General features: G+C 58.5%; 14 protein-coding genes. 9 read left to right on the plus strand and 5 right to left on the minus strand.

Going from position 1 to position 16,286, the window contains the following annotated elements; genetic code table 11:
• Positions 1 to 14: 14 nt before the first annotated feature.
• From H8S59_RS01990 to mrdA, 3 genes are all read right to left on the minus strand, one after another.
• A complete protein-coding gene (locus H8S59_RS01990) occupies positions 15 to 875 on the minus strand; it encodes a MurR/RpiR family transcriptional regulator (RefSeq protein ID WP_095098937.1) in 861 nt (286 codons plus the stop codon).
• 280 nt (positions 876 to 1,155) lie between these two features.
• Positions 1,156 to 2,874, minus strand: a complete 1,719-nt coding sequence (gene poxB, locus H8S59_RS01995; protein WP_187520315.1) for a ubiquinone-dependent pyruvate dehydrogenase — start codon at positions 2,872 to 2,874, stop codon at positions 1,156 to 1,158.
• A 1,010-nt stretch (positions 2,875 to 3,884) separates the two neighbouring features.
• Positions 3,885 to 5,774, minus strand: coding sequence for a penicillin-binding protein 2 (gene mrdA, locus H8S59_RS02000; protein ID WP_187520316.1), 1,890 nt, complete (start codon positions 5,772 to 5,774; stop codon positions 3,885 to 3,887).
• A gap of 548 nt (positions 5,775 to 6,322) precedes the next feature.
• On the opposite strand from mrdA, the gene H8S59_RS02005 reads away from it, so the two are divergent.
• The 3 genes from H8S59_RS02005 to H8S59_RS02015 are packed head-to-tail and all read left to right on the plus strand — an operon-like array spanning position 6,323 to position 10,064.
• The gene (locus tag H8S59_RS02005) at positions 6,323 to 7,072 is read left to right on the plus strand and encodes a gluconate 2-dehydrogenase subunit 3 family protein (protein WP_187520317.1); all 750 of its coding nucleotides are present in this window, start codon (positions 6,323 to 6,325) and stop codon (positions 7,070 to 7,072) included.
• Positions 7,073 to 7,077: 5 nt separating this feature from the next.
• Positions 7,078 to 8,841: a GMC family oxidoreductase gene (locus H8S59_RS02010; protein WP_095098924.1), complete on the plus strand. Its 1,764-nt coding sequence runs from the start codon at positions 7,078 to 7,080 to the stop codon at positions 8,839 to 8,841.
• Positions 8,838 to 10,064 carry a c-type cytochrome gene (locus H8S59_RS02015; RefSeq protein WP_187520318.1) on the plus strand — a complete coding sequence of 409 codons (1,227 nt, stop codon included), beginning with the start codon at positions 8,838 to 8,840 and terminating at the stop codon, positions 10,062 to 10,064. Before H8S59_RS02010 ends, H8S59_RS02015 begins: the two co-directional genes overlap by 4 nt.
• Before the next feature lie 182 nt (positions 10,065 to 10,246).
• Here the strand turns inward: H8S59_RS02015 and H8S59_RS02020 are convergent, their stop codons facing one another.
• Positions 10,247 to 10,618, minus strand: coding sequence for a winged helix-turn-helix transcriptional regulator (locus H8S59_RS02020; protein ID WP_425504541.1), 372 nt, complete (start codon positions 10,616 to 10,618; stop codon positions 10,247 to 10,249).
• Positions 10,619 to 10,749: 131 nt separating this feature from the next.
• On the opposite strand from H8S59_RS02020, the gene H8S59_RS02025 reads away from it, so the two are divergent.
• The 4 genes from H8S59_RS02025 to H8S59_RS02040 all read left to right on the plus strand — a co-directional run bounded on the left by H8S59_RS02025 (position 10,750) and on the right by H8S59_RS02040 (position 14,973).
• Positions 10,750 to 11,607: an SDR family oxidoreductase gene (locus H8S59_RS02025; protein WP_187520320.1), complete on the plus strand. Its 858-nt coding sequence runs from the start codon at positions 10,750 to 10,752 to the stop codon at positions 11,605 to 11,607.
• Between the two features lie 157 nt (positions 11,608 to 11,764).
• Complete coding sequence (locus H8S59_RS02030; protein ID WP_187520321.1) at positions 11,765 to 12,076, plus strand: RcnB family protein; 312 nt, start codon at positions 11,765 to 11,767, stop codon at positions 12,074 to 12,076.
• 454 nt (positions 12,077 to 12,530) lie between these two features.
• Positions 12,531 to 13,961, plus strand: a complete 1,431-nt coding sequence (gene pdxR, locus H8S59_RS02035; protein WP_187520322.1) for a MocR-like pyridoxine biosynthesis transcription factor PdxR — start codon at positions 12,531 to 12,533, stop codon at positions 13,959 to 13,961.
• A gap of 190 nt (positions 13,962 to 14,151) precedes the next feature.
• A complete protein-coding gene (locus tag H8S59_RS02040; RefSeq protein WP_187520323.1) occupies positions 14,152 to 14,973 on the plus strand; it encodes an AraC family transcriptional regulator in 822 nt (273 codons plus the stop codon).
• A 4-nt stretch (positions 14,974 to 14,977) separates the two neighbouring features.
• Here the strand turns inward: H8S59_RS02040 and H8S59_RS02045 are convergent, their stop codons facing one another.
• Entirely contained in the window at positions 14,978 to 15,565 is a 588-nt protein-coding gene (locus tag H8S59_RS02045; protein WP_164581481.1) for a LysE family translocator, read from the minus strand.
• Positions 15,566 to 15,756: 191 nt separating this feature from the next.
• Between H8S59_RS02045 and H8S59_RS02050 the strand changes: the two genes are divergently transcribed.
• Both H8S59_RS02050 and H8S59_RS02055 read left to right on the plus strand, forming a co-directional pair.
• Positions 15,757 to 15,957, plus strand: coding sequence for a hypothetical protein (locus H8S59_RS02050; protein ID WP_027900216.1), 201 nt, complete (start codon positions 15,757 to 15,759; stop codon positions 15,955 to 15,957).
• 119 nt (positions 15,958 to 16,076) lie between these two features.
• Entirely contained in the window at positions 16,077 to 16,286 is a 210-nt protein-coding gene (locus H8S59_RS02055) for a hypothetical protein (protein WP_095098902.1), read from the plus strand.

Consider the following 16,286-nt stretch of genomic DNA (forward strand, 5'->3'; position numbering starts at 1 on the left):
GATGAATGGGCCATTCATTCGAACTGACCGAAAAGCTCTTGCAACTGACGGTTCTTCGCCAGGCGCTGGTCAAGCCGCTCACCGTATTTCTCGGCCACAGCGGACACCATCAGGTTGAACAGGCAGGCCAGAGGTGCGGGTGAGTCCCAGAACTGCCCGACGTCGGACTTCAACTGCAACAGGTCCATGGAGTAATCCCGCGCCCAGGGACAATGGAAATCGGTGATCAACGCCAAGGGCAAATCCTGGCCACTGGCGACCTCGCAAAATTTGCGGGTCATGCTGGAGTAAGTGCGGAAGTCCGCAATGAGTGCGTAGGGATTTTTGAAACCTGAGTTCAGCGACTCGGCATACGTACCCGATAAGCCGTCCACGTAGTACACCTGCGGACGGATGTATTCCAGATGGCTGAAGAAGGCATTGAGAATGCCACGGGTGGTCTGAATGCCGATGATGAACACGGCGTCAGCACTGTAGATACGTTCAACAATGGTTGCGAACGTATCACTGCGGGCCAGGCCGTAGACATGCTGGATGGCTTCCAGCTCACGAGTCAGCGAACGGTCCAGAGCATCACCGAGAATGCTTTCCTCGCGAAATGCCCCGAGCCGGTCTGTCAGCAACCAACTCCCCGTGGAGTCGCCACGAAGACTCTGCTTCACGTCATCAATGTTGCGATAGCCCAGCGAACGGAAGAACCGGCCGACTGAAATGCCGGTTGTGCCGGTCTGCTGCGCGATGCTGTCCGCGGTCTCGAACGGCAGCTGCTGAGGATTGGCCAGCAGGTAGCCCCCGATGCGCTTGCCCGTAGGCGTCAGCTCGGTAAAGCGCTGTTCGAGTATCTCGAGAAAAGTGTGTTTTTCCGTGGCATTCATGCTGATTGCGGCATCCCTGAAGCGCCTGTAAAATGTTAGAAATAACTCAAAAAACCAAATCTTGTTATCAACATAACATTCACTTTCCAGCCAGCACAATGCTTTTTTTGCAGGATATTTCAGCGGCTTTTATTGCGACTCAGAAAGGTGCAGGGGAAATGAAAAATGCGCTTTCAACGGGCAAAAATTTCAGCGGAACGCCGCCGAAAAGCCAGAAAGACCGCGTTTCGCACGCGGCGTCTTTACGGCCTTTCGGCAGCGCATCAGGGCAGGAAGCAGATCAACGCAAATTCGTTTTCACCAACTCAAACACCTCATCCCCACGCCCGCTCAACACGGCGCGCATCATGTACAGGCTAAAGCCTTTGGCCTGGGCCAGTTTGATTTTTGGCGGGATGCCCAGTTCCTGTTTGGCGGTGACGACATCCAGCAATACCGGCCCCGGATGATCGAACGCCTTGCGCAAGGCAGCAGGCAACTCTTCAGCACTCTCCACGCGAATACCCAGAATGCCAGCGCCCAAAGCAATACCGGCGAAATTGGTCTCGTAAAGATCAGTACCATGAGGAACGTAGCCGCTGGCTTTCATTTCCATGTCCACAAAGCCCAGCGAGCTGTTGTTGAACACCACCATTTTGATCGGCAGGTCCAGCTGACGCACGCTGAGCAGATCGCCCATCAGCATCGACAATCCGCCATCACCGCACAGGGAAATCACCTGACGATCCGGATGCGCCGCTTTTGCCCCCAGCGCTTGCGGCATCGCGTTAGCCATGGAGCCATGGTTGAACGAGCCCAGCAAACTGCGCTTGCCGTTCATGTGCAGGTAGCGCGCCGCCCAAAGCGTTGGCGTGCCGACGTCGACGCTGAAGATGGCATCGGCATCCGCCTGCTCGTCAATCAAACGGGTCAGGTACTGCGGATGAATAGGGTTGCCGGGCGCCGACGGCGTGGCCAGATCATCCAGCCCTTCCCGTGACTTGGCGTAATGCTTGAGCGCCTTGTCGAGGAAACGGCGGTCTTCCTGACGATTCAGTTTGGGCAGCAGCGCGGCAAGGGTTTCTTTCACGCCGCCGGTCAATCCCAGGGCAATCGGCGTGCGTCGGCCCAAGGCGGTGGGGTCGATGTCGATCTGGACGATTTTGGCGTCCGTCGGGTAGAAATTCCGGTACGGAAAACTACTGCCCAGAATCACCAGCGTGTCGCAGGACAGCATGGCGTGATAACCCGAGCTGAAACCGATCAGCCCGGTCATGCCGACATCGAACGGGTTGTCATATTCGACGTATTGCTTGCCGCGCAGAGCATGCACCACGGGCGCGCCAAGGCGGTCGGCCAGGGCGACCATCTCGTCATGGGCCCCGGCGCAACCGGCACCGCACAACAAGGTGACCGCTTTGGATTCATTGAGGATCTCGGCCAGTTGCTGGATATCCGGCTCGCTCGGCGTGACCGCCGGAGGCGCGGTCGCCACCCACTTGGCCAGCGCGTCAGGGGCATCGCTCAGGGCGACGTCGCCTGGCAACACAATCACCGCAACGCCACGCTGACCAATCGCGGCACGCATGGCGCGCTCCAGCACACGGGGAAATTGTTCTGGGGTGCTGACCAGTTCGACGAAGTGGCTGCACTCCTTGAAGAGTTCCTGGGGATGGGTTTCCTGAAAATAGCCCAGGCCGACTTCCGACGACGGGATATGTGCGGCAATCGCCAGCACCGGGACCTGATTGCGATGGCAGTCATAGAGTCCGTTGATCAAGTGCAGATTACCCGGCCCGCAACTGCCCGCGCACACCGCCAGCTTGCCCGTGCTCGCCGCTTCAGCACCGGCGGCGAAGGCTGCGACTTCTTCGTGGCGGGTGTGCATCCAGCGGATGGAGTCGATTCTTTCCAGGCTATCGGTCAGGCCATTGAGGCTGTCGCCGCTCACCCCCCAGATACGGTTGACGCCAGCACTGGCGAGGGTTTGAGCGAGGTGATCGGCAATGGTTTTGGACATGCTGGTTTCCTTGTCGAGACAGATGGAAAACGTAGCCAGTGTCTTGGTACGCATCAGTCATCGACAGGCTGTGGGGCGCACAGTTCAGCTTGTGGTGCACTATCCCGAACTCAACGGTAGGAGCGAACTTGTTCGCGAGACGGTCGACCTGAGTCAACGCATCAAGCCTTCTCGCCAACAAGTTGCCTCCTACCTGACGGCGTGCGCTACCCGGTAGGAGCGAACTTGTTCGCGAGGCGGTCGACCTGAATCACCGCATCAAGCCTTCTCGCCAACAAGTTGCCTCCTACCTGACAACGTGCGCTACACGGTAGGAGCGAACTTGTTCGCGAGACGGTCGACCTGAGTCACCGCATCAAGCCCTCTCGCCAACACGTTGCCTCCTACCCGACAGTGTGCGCTACCCGGTAGGAGCGAACTTGTTCGCGAGACGGTCTGACCTGAGTCAACGCATCAAGCCCTCTCGCCAACAAGTTGCCTCCTACCTGACGGCGTGCGCTACACGGTAGGAGCGAACTTGTTCGCGAGGCGGCAGGACTGAATCACCGCATCAAGCCTTCTCGCCAACAAGTTGCCCCCACCCGACAGCGTGCGCTACCCGGTAGGAGCGAACTTGTTCGCGAGGCGGCAGGACTGAATCACCGCATCAAGCCCTCTCGCCAACAAGTTGCCTTCTACCTGACGGGGTGCGCTACCCGGTAGGAGCGAACTTGTTCGCGAGACGGCAGGACTGAATCACCGCATCAAGCCCTCTCGCCAACACGTTGCCCCCTACCTGACGGCGTACGCTACACGGTAGGAGCGAACTTGTTCGCGAGACGGCAGGACTGATTCACCGCATCAAGCCCTCTCGCCAACAAGTTGCCCCCTACCTGACGGCGTGCGCTACTCGGTAGGAGCGAACTTGTTCGCGAGGCGGCAGGACTGATTCACCGCATCAAGCCTTCTCGCCAACACGTTGCCTCCTACCTAAAGCAGTCAGCAGAAGAGACAGTGCCTAAGCTGAAAACCTACACATGTGGTTCACCCGGTTTGGCCGGTGCCGCATATTGCGGTTTAAGCTTGCCATCCTTGTCCAGCAGCCAGGCGTCGAGGATTTCCCTGACGACGGGGCCGGCGACCCGACCGCCCGCCTCGCCGTTCTCGATCATGACTGCCACCACGATCTTCGGATGATCGGCCGGTGCAAAACCGACGAACAAGGCGTTGTCCCGATTGCGTTCGAGGGTCTTGGCGCGGTCATAGCGCTCGCCCTGCTTGATCGCCACCACCTGCGCGGTACCACTTTTACCGGCGATGCGGTACTGCGCGCCCTGCGCCGCTGCACGGGCGATGCCGCGGGGATCGTGCATGACCATCTGCATGCCGATGTTGACCTGATTCCACTCGCCGGGATCATGCAGCACGATGTTCGGCATCGGGTGTTCGTCCACCGGAGCGCTACCGCCGACTTCCATGGCCAGGTGTGGGCGCACCCAAACGCCCTTGTTGGCGATCAACGACGTAGCTTGCGCCAGTTGCAACGGCGTGACCTGCATGTAGCCCTGACCGATGCCGAGAATCACGGTTTCACCGGGGAACCACGCCTGACGTCGGGTGGCACGTTTCCATTGCCGCGACGGCATCAGCCCCGCTGACTCCTCGAACATGTCCAGCGAGACCTTTTGGCCCAGACCAAACATGGTCATGTAGTCGTACATGCGGTCGATGCCCAGCTTGTGCGCCAGGGTGTAGAAGTAGGTGTCATTGGAACGCATGATCGCCGCGTCCATGTCCACCCAGCCATCGCCGCTGTGGTTCCAGTTGCGGTACTTGTGATCAAAATCCGGCAACTGGAAATAACCGGGGTCGAAGACTTTGGTCGAGGCGTTCACGACGCCGCTGTCGAGACCGGCAATCGCCACCTCCGGCTTGATGGTCGAGCCCGGTGCATAGAGGCCACGCAGGACCCGGTTGAACAACGGGCGATCGATGGAATCTCGCAACGCCGCGTATTCCTTGAAGCTGATCCCGGTGACAAACAGGTTTGGATCGAAGCTTGGTTTGCTGACCATCGCCAGCACCTGACCGGTGGCCGGCTCCAGCGCGACCACCGAACCACGGCGATCTCCAAGCGCAGCTTCCGCCGCTTCCTGAAGGTGAATATCCAGGCTCAACGTGATGTTCTTGCCCGGTACGGGGTCGGTGTGTTTGAGCACCCGCAACACTCGTCCCTGCGCATTGGTCTCGACTTCTTCATAGCCGACCTTGCCGTGCAATTCGGACTCATAGAACCGTTCGATGCCGGTCTTGCCGATGGACTGAGTGCCGCGGTATTCAACTGAATCCAGTTGTTTGGCTTCTTTCTCGTTGATCCGCCCGACGTACCCTATGGAGTGGGCAAAGTGCGCGCCCAACGGGTAATGCCGCACGAACTGAGGCTCGACGTCGATGCCCGGCAACAGGTACTGATTCACCGCCAGCACGGCGATCTGCTCTTCGGTCAGCTCGTACAACAAGGTCACGGGCTCGAACGGGTGACGCACTTGCTTGAGGTCTTTATCGAAGAGGATGCGCTCCTCCTCGGGCAGTTTGAGCAGCACCATCACTTCATCAATGACTTTGTGCCAATCCCCTGCCCGCTCACGAGTCAGCGTCATGTTGTAGCTGGGCCGGTTATCCGCCAGTACCACGCCGTTGCGGTCGTAGATCAAACCGCGCTCGGGGGCGATGGGCAGAACGTGTACACGGTTGTTTTCAGAGATGGTCGAGTGATAGGCGAACTCGGTGACTTGCAGGAAATACATCCGCGCCACGAGACACGCGCTCAAGATGGCCACGAGCAATGCGCAGGCGATCAACCGCTTGTTGACCAGCCGGGCATCTTTTTCGTGATCCTTCAAAGGAATTGGATCGGGCATTTCTACAGCTTCTCTTTAAATGGCAAAAATTCGCGATGTGCATTGCCTGACACGACGCTTCGCCACAAGTTGGCTCCTACAGGGTGTTGCGCACGATCTGTAGGAGCCAACTTGTTGGCGAGGCACCTGATAGCCGCACACTGGCCGCGCAGAAAAATGTATGAGGAGATATTTCCGTGCACGACAGGGTGCGCACGATACCAAGAAGTGCCTGTTCACGGAGGATTTGTCTTGTCTGATTGGCATGAACGGTCGAGAAACAGCCGAAGATTATTACCCTGAGCGCAACAGTCCATTGTGAAATGAGTGCGGCGCAACGTTTGGCAACATATCTATCATGGCGGACGTGCGGAAAAGATGATCGCGGAATCTGGCTGCTGCCTGCTTAGCATGCGCTTCGGGCTTACCGATTTGCCAGAGACCTAATGTCACACCCTCACGTGAGTTTTCAGTGTCCCTCAGTCGGACAGACACCGTGTATTGACCGCGACACGCCAACTGCCGATGGGACCCGCTCCTGTCGTATGCGTTCGCAGGAGCCTCAAAAAATGCCTGACCTGCCACCAAAAGGCCTGACCCGCCGCCAACTGCTGGTGTCCTCTGCCACCACCCTGGCCGCCGGGGCCGCCGCCAGCGCCAAGGCCGCCACCCTCACTGGCGTGCCGCAATGGGTGCCTTTCGATCACAACGGCCCGATGCATTACGAAACGCCGGGCTGGCAGTTCTTCACAGCTGAAGAAGCCCATGAAGTCGAAGCCATCGTCGAGCGCCTGATCCCTGCGGATGACCTCAGCGTCAGCGGTAAAGACGCCGGATGCGCCGTCTTCATCGACCGCCAGCTGGCGGGTGAGTACGGCACTTTTGATCGCCTGTACATGCAGGGCCCGTTCGAAAACGGTACGCCGATGCAGGGTGATCAATCGCCACTGGTGCCCCGTGAGCGTTATCGCCTCGGCATTGCTGCCCTGACCCGGTACTGCCAGAAGCAGTTTCAGAAAACCTTCAGCGCCCTGGGCGACGAAGAGCGGGACAAGGTTCTTACCAGCCTGGAAAAAGGTGCAGTGGAGCTCGAAGGCATCGACGCGAAGCTGTTCTTCCAGCAAGTGCTGGGCAACACCATGGAAGGCTTCTTTGCCGACCCCGTCTACGGCGGCAACCGCGACATGGTGTCGTGGAAAATGATCGGCTTTCCCGGCGCCCGTTATGACTACCGCGATTACGTCGGACGGCATAACCAGAAGCTCGACCTCACACCGATATCGATCATCGGCAGCTCTGCCTGGCAAAAGAAGGGTTAATCGACATGGCTAGAAAACTACCTTCCACCGATGTGGTGGTTGTCGGACTCGGCTGGGCCGGATCTATCATTGCCAATGAACTCGCCGATGAAGGCTTGAGCGTCATTGGCTTCGAACGCGGCCCGTGGCGCGACACGGCTGCGGACTTCAACATCGCCTCGGCAACTGACGAATTGCGCTATAGCCGCCGTCAGGACTTGATGGTTCGCCCAAAACAAAACGCCTGCACCATTCGCAACAACGTCACTGAAACCGCACTGCCGATGCGCACGTGGGGGTCTTTCCACCCAGGCAATGGCACTGGCGGCGCGGGCAACCACTGGGCGGGCATTACTTTCCGCTTTCAGCCCAATGAATTCCGTCTGCACAGCTACCTGACCGAGCGTTACGGCAAAGAGCTGCCTGCCGAGTTGACGCTGCAGGACTGGGGCACCGACTGGGAGGAGATGGAGCCGTTCTACACCAAATTCGACCGACTGGCCGGTGTGTCCGGCAAGGCTGGCAACATCAAGGGCGTGATTCAGGAAGGCGGCAACACCTTCGAAGGTGCCCGCTCGGAGGAATACCCGAACCCGCCAACCGAACAGACCTATGCGCCAACGCTATTTGCCGAAGCTGCCCGCAACCTCGGTTACAAACCGTTTCCGGTGCCCTCGGCACTGGTTTCCCGGGCTTACACCAACTCCTTGGGCGTGACCATGGGTGCATGCACCTTCTGCGGTTTCTGCACCAACTATGGCTGCGCCAACTATTCAAAGGCCAGCGCCATCACCACGGTCTTGCCGGTCCTGATCCGCAAGCCCAACTTCACCGCCCAGACCAACTGTGAAGTGCTGCGCGTGACCATGGACAGCACCGGCAAGCGTGCCACCGGGATCATCTTCGTCGATGCCAATGGTGAAGAGTTCGAGCAACCCGCAGACCTGGTCATCATCAGCGCATTTATCTTCGAAAACGTGCGTCTGATGCTGCTTTCCGGCGTCGGCAAGCCCTACGATCCGGTGACCAATACCGGCACCACCGGTCGCAACTACGCGTACCAGACCGCCAACAGCGTGCAGATGTTCTTCGATGACAAGAACTTCAACCCGTTCATTGGCGGCGGTGCCATCGGCATGGGTATCGACGAGTTCAACAACGACAACTTCGACCACTCGGGTCTGGGTTTTGTCGGCGGCGGCAGCACGCGGGTAACGCCCATCGGCGCCGCGCCCATTGACGCGCGTCCGGTGCCGCCGGGCACACCCGCTTGGGGTTCACAGTGGAAGCAGGCGACAGTCAAGAACTACGCCAACACCATGTCCATCGGCTGTGAAGCCAGTAGTTACGCGACCCGCACCAACTACCTGTCACTGGACCCGACCTACAAGGATCCCCATGGTCGGCCGCTGTTGCGCATCACCTTCGACTTCCCGGAAAACGACCGGAAGATGGCCGCGTACGTGACGGGCAAGGTTCAGGAAATCGCCAAGAGCATGAACCCGCTACAGACCGTCCCGAAAGCGCAGACCGGGCACTGGAACAGCTCGCCCTATCAGTCGTCGCACATCGTCGGCGGTTTCATCATGGGGGCTGATCCGAAGACCAGTTCGGTGAACAAATACCTGCAGGTCTGGGATGTACCGAACCTGTTCGTGGTTGGCTCGTCGGCCTTCCCGCAGAACCCCGGCTACAACCCCACCGGCACTGTCGCAGCACTGGCCTTCAAGGCCGCCGATGCGATTCGCACCCGATATTTGAAACGCCCTGGGGAGATGATCCCGGCATGAAGACTCTTCTCTCTGTCTGCGTCGGCGTATTGGGCCTGACCCTCAACGTCGCACACGCCGCCACCGGGGCCGACTCGTACAACCTGGTGGAACAAGGCCGGTATCTGACCACCCTGGGCGACTGCACCGCCTGCCATACCTTGCCCGGCAAACCGGCGTTTTCCGGGGGCGTGGTGCTTGATACGCCGTTCGGCAAACTGCTGGGGGCCAATATCACGCCAGATCCGGTCACAGGCATCGGTCGCTGGACCTTCAACGACTTCCAGAACGCCATGTCCAAGGGACACGGCCTGGACGGCAAGCGTTTGTACGGGGCAATGCCCTACACCGCCTACACCAAGGTCACCCGTCAGGATAATCAGGCGATCTGGGCCTACCTGCAAACGCTGGATGCGGTGGACAACAAGGTTGAAACCAACCAGCTGCCCTTCCCGTTCAACGTGCGCACCAGCTTGTTGGCGTGGAACCTGATGAACTTCAAGGAAGGCGAATTCAAAGCCAATCCGCAGAAGTCCGAGCAGTGGAATCGCGGCGCCTATCTGGTGGAGGGTCTGGGGCATTGTGGCACCTGCCACACGCCTAAAGGCCTGACGGGTGGCGACAAGAACGATCAGTTCCTGACCGGTGCCAACCTGCAGAACTGGGTCGCGCCAAACATCACCGCCGACGCCCACAGCGGTATCGGTAGCTGGACCGAGGAAGACATCGTCAAGTACCTGAAGACCGGTGCCAACCGCTTCGACATTGCCTCAGGTCCTATGGCCGAAGAAGTCGAGCATTCTTCGCAACACTGGAAGGATACCGACCTCATGGCTGTGGCGGTGTACCTCAAGGATGGCGCAAAACCGGCTGAACCACCCAAGGCGCTGGACGCGAAAGATCCGGCCATGGTCTCAGGCAAAACCATCTATGCCGACCGCTGTTCGGCTTGCCACGTAGGCAATGGCGAAGGTACAGAGAACCTGTTCCCGAAACTGGCTATGGCGCCACTGGTCAACAGTGCTGACCCATCGTCGATGATTCGCGTGGTGCTGGCAGGCAGTCGCGCCGGAGCGACCGATGCTGCGCCCACCGCACCGGCGATGCCTGCACTGGGCTGGGCGCTGTCCGATGACAATGTCGCCAACGTGCTGACCTACGTGCGCAACAGTTGGGGTAACGCCGCCCCTGCGGTGTCCAGTGCAGACGTGAAAACCGTCCGCGAGGCGCTGCAACCGAAATAAACGATTCACCTCCCCTTTGCCCGGCCTCGCCATGTCGCCGGGCATTTTTTTGTCTGGGTGAAGCTGGTCTCAGAAATTGCGGAGGACCTGTGGGAGCGGTGCTTGCCCGCGAAAAACGATAACGCTGTGCATCTGATTCACCGCATTGACTGATTCGCGGGCAAGCCTCGCTCCAACAAGTCTCAGGTCAATCTGACTGAATCCACTTCCTCTCGCGCCGCCATGATGCGCGGCAGATTACCCTCGATCCAGTTCGCCAGATTCTCGACCTGCAACGCCACTTCCTCACCTAGCGGCGTCAGGCGGTATTCAACGTGTGGCGGCACCACCGGCAATGCCTTGCGCTCGACGAAACCGTCACCCTCCAGATGCTGCAATGTCTGCGAGAGCATTTTCTCGCTGACCCCGCCAATCTTGCGGCGCAGTTCACTGAAGCGGTGCATACCGCTGCGCAGCACCACCAGCACCAATACGCCCCAGCGACTGCAAACGTGATTGAGCACGATCCGCGACGGACAATCCGCCGCCATCAACTCGCCCGCCCGCGCCTCCATCACTGCCGCGAGCAGTGAACGGCTTTGCTGCTCTGATCCATTCATGACACTTACCTTTTCGTACGTACTTACGAAAGGTTAGCATCATGTCTATGCTCTGGCTTCCCTTGAATACATTGAAGGAACCGAGCATGTACGTCATTACCGGAGCAACCGGCCAATTGGGCCGTCTCGTCATTGAAAAGCTGCTGGCCAGCGTTCCTGCAGGACAAATCATCGCCGCCGTGCGCAGCCCGGAAAAAGCCGCTGACCTCGCCGCATTGGGCGTGCAGGTGCGTCACGCCGATTACTCGCAAGCTTCAACGCTGGACAGCGCGTTCAAAGGTGCCGAGAAGATTCTGCTGATTTCTTCCAATGAAATCGGCCAACGTGCCGCGCAGCATCAGGCGGTGATCGACGCCTCGAAACGTGCCAACGTCAAGCTGCTGGCATATACCAGCGTTTTGCATGCTGACACTTCGCTGCTGGGGCTTGCGGAAGAACATCGCCAGACCGAAGCGGCGCTGCAGAAGTCCGGCGTGCCGTTCGTACTGTTGCGCAATGGCTGGTATACCGAGAACTACGCCGCGAGTATCCCGGCGGCACTGGAACATGGCGCAGTGTTCGGCAGCGCCGCTCAGGGCCGTATCAGCTCAGCCACCCGTGTTGACTATGCGGACGCAGCCGTAGCGGCGTTGACCTCGACTGAAAACCAGGCCGGTCGGGTTTATGAGTTGGCAGGTGACGACGCTTACACCCTGAGCGACTTTGCCGCCGAGATATCGAAGCAGACGGGCAAAACCGTGCCGTATAACGACTTGCCGCAGGCCGATTTTCAAGCCGCACTGATTCAGGCTGGCTTGCCAGGTAGCGTCGCTGAACTGCTGGCCGACTCGGATGCAGCCGCAGCCAAGGGTGCTCTATTCGATGACAGTCGCCAGTTGAGCGCCCTGATTGGTCGCCCCACTACGCCGCTTGCAACTGTCGTCGCGCAAACGCTGAAAAGCTGACGCCCCCCATTGCTCGCCCTGCGTCGTCAGGGCGAGCACTGGTTCACGGATCGACGACCCATCAGCCATAACCCAGCAATGAAACCGAATGATTTTTTTCGACAGTTGTCCTAGAGCTACGAACAGCGCATTACGCACTGAGCCTTAGGAGCTGTATATGAAGAGCAAATCACTCGTCGCCTGTCTGGCAATTCTTGGCTGTGTGTCTGTGACCAGCCTGTCAGTCCAGGCTGCCGATGCCCCAGAGCCGACCATTGAGAAGTCCAAGGACAACATGCATGATCTGGAACTCGGCTCCCGCGCGCCTGAGAAATTCCGCCGTCCTGAAGAAGGTCTGAAAGACTGGAGCAAGCGTGGCCTGAAAGAGCCGGCCAAAGAATCCCAGTGGGTGCAGATCCACGACAAATATGTGCAGGTACAGCTCACCAACGGGCAAATCACTGAAATCGTGCCGGTTAAGAAGAAGTAAGAGCACTTGAATTGCAGGAGTGGCCCCGGTGTGCGTGACACCGCGCTGTCTCGCGGTAAACACTGGGTCCTGTAGGAGTGAGCTTGCTCGCGATGGCGTTTGGTCAGGCGATAATTTCTCAACAGTTCGACCGCCATCGCGAGCAAGCTCACTCCTACGAAAAAGTAGCTGAATTCAAATAGTTATTTTGTGTTTGATGAGAGCCGTCGGAGGCTGAGAAACGATATGTCTGATGAACCGCTATCGCAGCCTTCGGCAGCTCCTACTACAATTTTGCGTACACACCACTCAACTCCTCTCTGCGCATCCCGTTAATCCAGCTACCCCTCCTCCAGCATGCTAAATACCTCCTGCCTTTGAAACACTTCTACCGAAGCTGATTGCCGAGCCCGGAGAGCCCTGAAAGAATCAGCGGCCTTTCAAACCGTGCGTCGCGGTTGGCCCGGAGCAAGCGATGGAATTGCACATTGTCATCAAAGGTCGCAAGGACCTGGCAAACCAGCTCTACGACCAATTGCGTGACAACATCGAATCCGGTCGGCTCGCCGCGGGTGTGCAGTTGCCGCCCAGCCGTCTGTTGGCGGTGCAACTGGGTCTGTCACGTAAAACCATCTCGGACGCCTACTCACGCCTGACCTACGAGAACTTTCTGGTGGGCAAGAGGGGCAGCGGCACCTTCGTCAACAGCCTGGCGACCGCGCAGTCCCGCAAGCAGGAAACCTGTGACCTCGCCAGTGCGGCAGTTCTGGAGAAATGGCAAAGCCTGGAGCTGGGCCTGCGCCACCCTGCTGTAGAGGACACCCGACGCGGCGACTTCATTGGCGGCGCGGTCAGTCACAGTCATTTTCCCGCTGAAGAATGGCGACGCTGCGTGCAGCATGCCTTGCGGCAACTGGCGAAAACACCCGGTCTGTACAGTCAGCCACAAGGCCTGGAGATTCTGCGCAAGGCCATTGCCGGACATATCGCGTTCGCCCGCGGCGTGCGTTGCGTGGCCGATGACATTGTTGTGTGTAATGGCGCGCAACAGGCGCTGGACCTTATTTCACGAGTGCTGATCGAGCCCGGCTGTCACGTTGCCATGGAGGATCCGGGTTATAGACCGGCCCGTCTATTATTCTCCGCCCAAGGCGCAAAAGTGATTGGCGTTCCGGTGGACGCCGACGGCATGCAGGTGGATGCAATTCCGGAAGATGCACGGCTTATCTACGTCACGCCGTCGCACCAGATGCCACTGGGCATGCCCATGACCGCGGCCCGTCGTCAGGCCTTGCTGGACAAAGCGCGGCGTATCGGCGCGATCATCATTGAGGATGACTACGACAGCGAATTCCGCTACGAAGGCCAGCCCACCGACTCGCTGCAGAGCATGGATCGCCACGGCATAGTCGCCTACGTCGGGACGTTCTCGAAAACCCTGTTGCCGGAGCTGCGTCTGGGTTACGCCGTGTTGCCCGCCGCCATTTACGCAGCAGTGATCAAGGCCCGGCAATTGACCGACTGGCACACCAGCACCTTGAATCAATGGGCGTTGGCTAAATTTATCGACGACGGCTTACTGCAAAAACATATTCGTCGCTGCCACGGGATCTACGCCGGGCGTCGGGAACGCATTCTTTCGCGGCTGGCGACGGACCTTGCGCCCTGGTTTGAAGCCATTCCGGCCACGGCGGGCTTTCACATGGCGCTGTGGTGCAAGGTGCCACTGGATGTCGAGCAGCTCATCAAACAGGCTCGCCAGCATGACGTCGGCATTTACTCACTGACGCCGTATTACCAGTCCACACCTGATCGCACCGGAATCTATCTGGGCTTTGGCGCCATCGAAACCCTGGACATCGACCCGGCACTGGACCGGCTGCAGGCTTTGCTGCAAACGTTTTGATGTTGGCTAAGATGCGCTAATCTCTGGAAGCGCCATTTGCTCTCGTCGTACCGGACGACGTGGGACCGGCTTTAGCCGGGAAGGGGCATTTCACACACCGCAAATTCATCGGTTGTAAGCTCTTCTTCCCGGCTAAAGCCGGTCCCACGACCGATCACTCATGAAAAATTGCTGACGGATCGATAACCCCATGAATCCACAACCACAAGCGCCCTACTTCTGGCGTGACGAGCAGTTGCCTTTCATCGAGGCACGTTCGGTGGGCGATGGGCGCAAGCTGTGTTATGCCAAGCATTCCCATGAAGTGTTTTCCATCGGGGCGATCACTGCCGGGCAAAGCACTTACCTGCATGAGAAAAGCAGCCAGCACGTGCGTGCGGGCACAGTGGTGCTGATGAACCCCGGCGACGTCCATGCCTGCAATCCCATTGCCGATCAGCATTGGTCATACCTGATGCTGTACGTCGATACCCAGTGGCTGACCGGTCTGCAACATGAACTGGGTCTTGATGGAAACCATGATTTCCAGCCAATTGCGCAAACCCACAGCACTGCCCCGGGCCTGTTCAGGGGCCTGAACAACCTCTACGCGACACTGATCGACTGTCAGGCTGAGGTTCTGCACAAGCAATGCACCGCAATCGCGTTCTTCAGCCAAATGCAGCACACCCTGGGCACCCACTCTATTCGCCCGGAGCTGGCAACCCAGCGGGTCGAGCGCGCGGCGCAGTACATCAATGACAACTTCAAACGGCCCATTACCCTCGAAGACATGTGCAACGCGGCCAGTTTGTCCGGTTCGTACCTGATCCGCGCTTTCGAACAGCGCTACCACATGACGCCCCACGCGTACCTGATCAACCGCCGCATCCAGCACGCTCGCACGCAGCTCAAAAACGGCAGCCTGATTGCCGACGTGGCCCATGAACTGGGTTTTGCCGATCAGGCGCACTTCCAACGGGCATTCAAGAAACATCTGGCCGCTACGCCAGGGCAATATCGCCTGCAATAATCGATCAGTACGCCATCAAGTACACCGCGCAGCCCACCAGCAACAGCGCCATGCTGCGGTTGAAGACGCGGATGCCCAACGCACTTTTCAAGTACTGACGCAGGAAGGTCCCGGCAAACGCCCAGCACGCCAGGGAGAGATAGCAGATCACGAAATAGATCGCCGCGAACTGCCAGATGAGCCGCGTTTCGCCACTGGCAACAAACGCTCCCATCCCGGCAATACACGCCAGCCACGCCTTGGGATTCAGCCACTGCATCACCGCCCCCACCAGCATCGACGGCTTGTCACCTTCACGCTCAACATCCAGCTGCCCGTTATCCAGGGCCAGTTTCCAGGCCATATACAGCAGAAAAGCCACCCCGGCCCACTTGATTGCGAGGGTCAGAAACGGCAAATGCAGGAGCGTTTCATGCAGGCCGAAGCCGATCAGAATCAACAACAGCGTGAACCCCAGCGTGGCACCAGTGACATGCAGCAGCGCCGAGCCCAGGCCGTAACGCGCCCCCGAACTCAATGCCACGATATTTACCGGTCCCGGGGTGATTGAGGAAGCCAGCGCAAAGGCTGCCATGGACACCAACACACTCATTTGAACACCTTCAAATTGATCTGAAATGACGTGATCAAGGTAAGGATCGGTGTCGACGGCGTATTGAATAAAATCACCCACTGAGCCGTGCCCACTGACTCTCGTGGCAGGAATCAGGCAGAATGGCCCGCATTGGACAGCCGGTCATGACAAGCCAGCCGTCAGGTGCCTTCATTTGCAGAGCGCAACCCATGAACAGTTTTGAAGAATCGATCATCGCCGCGGCTCAGGACGCGACGCCGAACAACACAGAAGCAGAGCGGGAACAGGCCAAGGCCGCGGCCATTGAAGCTGTTGCCCAGATCATGCAAACCACGACGGGGCTGCAACGCACTCTGGCATTGGCTGCTTTGCTGGACTCCTACTCCGAGTCCGATCTGGAAGACGAATAAAAAGCACGCGACAAATGTGATAAATTTGCGCAATATATCAATTAGCCATCTTTTTGCTTTGATGGTTGACCTTGACCTGGACGTCAATGCCATTCGGCCCCTGACTTCTGGAGTCTCTGTTGAAAATCGAAGAACTGAAAAACATCCAGAGCGATCTGCACAGCACTGCTGACGATCTCGAAGGTGTTTCCCTGCATTTATCCGGGCACCTGCTGTATTTGCAACACTCCGTTCATGCGCGAGATGCAAAAGAGGTCGGTCAGCAGATCGACAAGCTGCAAGCGTCCGTAGATGACTTGCGCGATGTCGCCCAGCGCATCGATTGCTGA

The organism is Pseudomonas folii (genome assembly GCF_014357575.1).
Classification (GTDB): Bacteria; Pseudomonadota; Gammaproteobacteria; order Pseudomonadales; family Pseudomonadaceae; genus Aquipseudomonas; species Aquipseudomonas folii.

Bases quoted from the DNA above. Each gene is read 5' to 3' on its own strand.
- H8S59_RS02020 (WP_425504541.1), bottom strand. From the start codon at position 10,618: ATGGAGGCGCGGGCGGGCGAGTTGATGGCGGCGGATTGTCCGTCGCGG.
- H8S59_RS02010 (WP_095098924.1), top strand. From the start codon at position 7,078: ATGGCTAGAAAACTACCTTCCACCGATGTGGTGGTTGTCGGACTCGGC.
- H8S59_RS02050 (WP_027900216.1), top strand. From the start codon at position 15,757: ATGAACAGTTTTGAAGAATCGATCATCGCCGCGGCTCAGGACGCGACG.
- poxB (WP_187520315.1), bottom strand. From the start codon at position 2,874: ATGTCCAAAACCATTGCCGATCACCTCGCTCAAACCCTCGCCAGTGCT.
- H8S59_RS02015 (WP_187520318.1), top strand. From the start codon at position 8,838: ATGAAGACTCTTCTCTCTGTCTGCGTCGGCGTATTGGGCCTGACCCTC.
- H8S59_RS02030 (WP_187520321.1), top strand. From the start codon at position 11,765: ATGAAGAGCAAATCACTCGTCGCCTGTCTGGCAATTCTTGGCTGTGTG.
- pdxR (WP_187520322.1), top strand. From the start codon at position 12,531: ATGGAATTGCACATTGTCATCAAAGGTCGCAAGGACCTGGCAAACCAG.
- H8S59_RS01990 (WP_095098937.1), bottom strand. From the start codon at position 875: ATGAATGCCACGGAAAAACACACTTTTCTCGAGATACTCGAACAGCGC.
- H8S59_RS02005 (WP_187520317.1), top strand. From the start codon at position 6,323: ATGCCTGACCTGCCACCAAAAGGCCTGACCCGCCGCCAACTGCTGGTG.
- H8S59_RS02040 (WP_187520323.1), top strand. From the start codon at position 14,152: ATGAATCCACAACCACAAGCGCCCTACTTCTGGCGTGACGAGCAGTTG.
- mrdA (WP_187520316.1), bottom strand. From the start codon at position 5,774: ATGCCCGATCCAATTCCTTTGAAGGATCACGAAAAAGATGCCCGGCTG.
- H8S59_RS02025 (WP_187520320.1), top strand. From the start codon at position 10,750: ATGTACGTCATTACCGGAGCAACCGGCCAATTGGGCCGTCTCGTCATT.
- H8S59_RS02045 (WP_164581481.1), bottom strand. From the start codon at position 15,565: ATGAGTGTGTTGGTGTCCATGGCAGCCTTTGCGCTGGCTTCCTCAATC.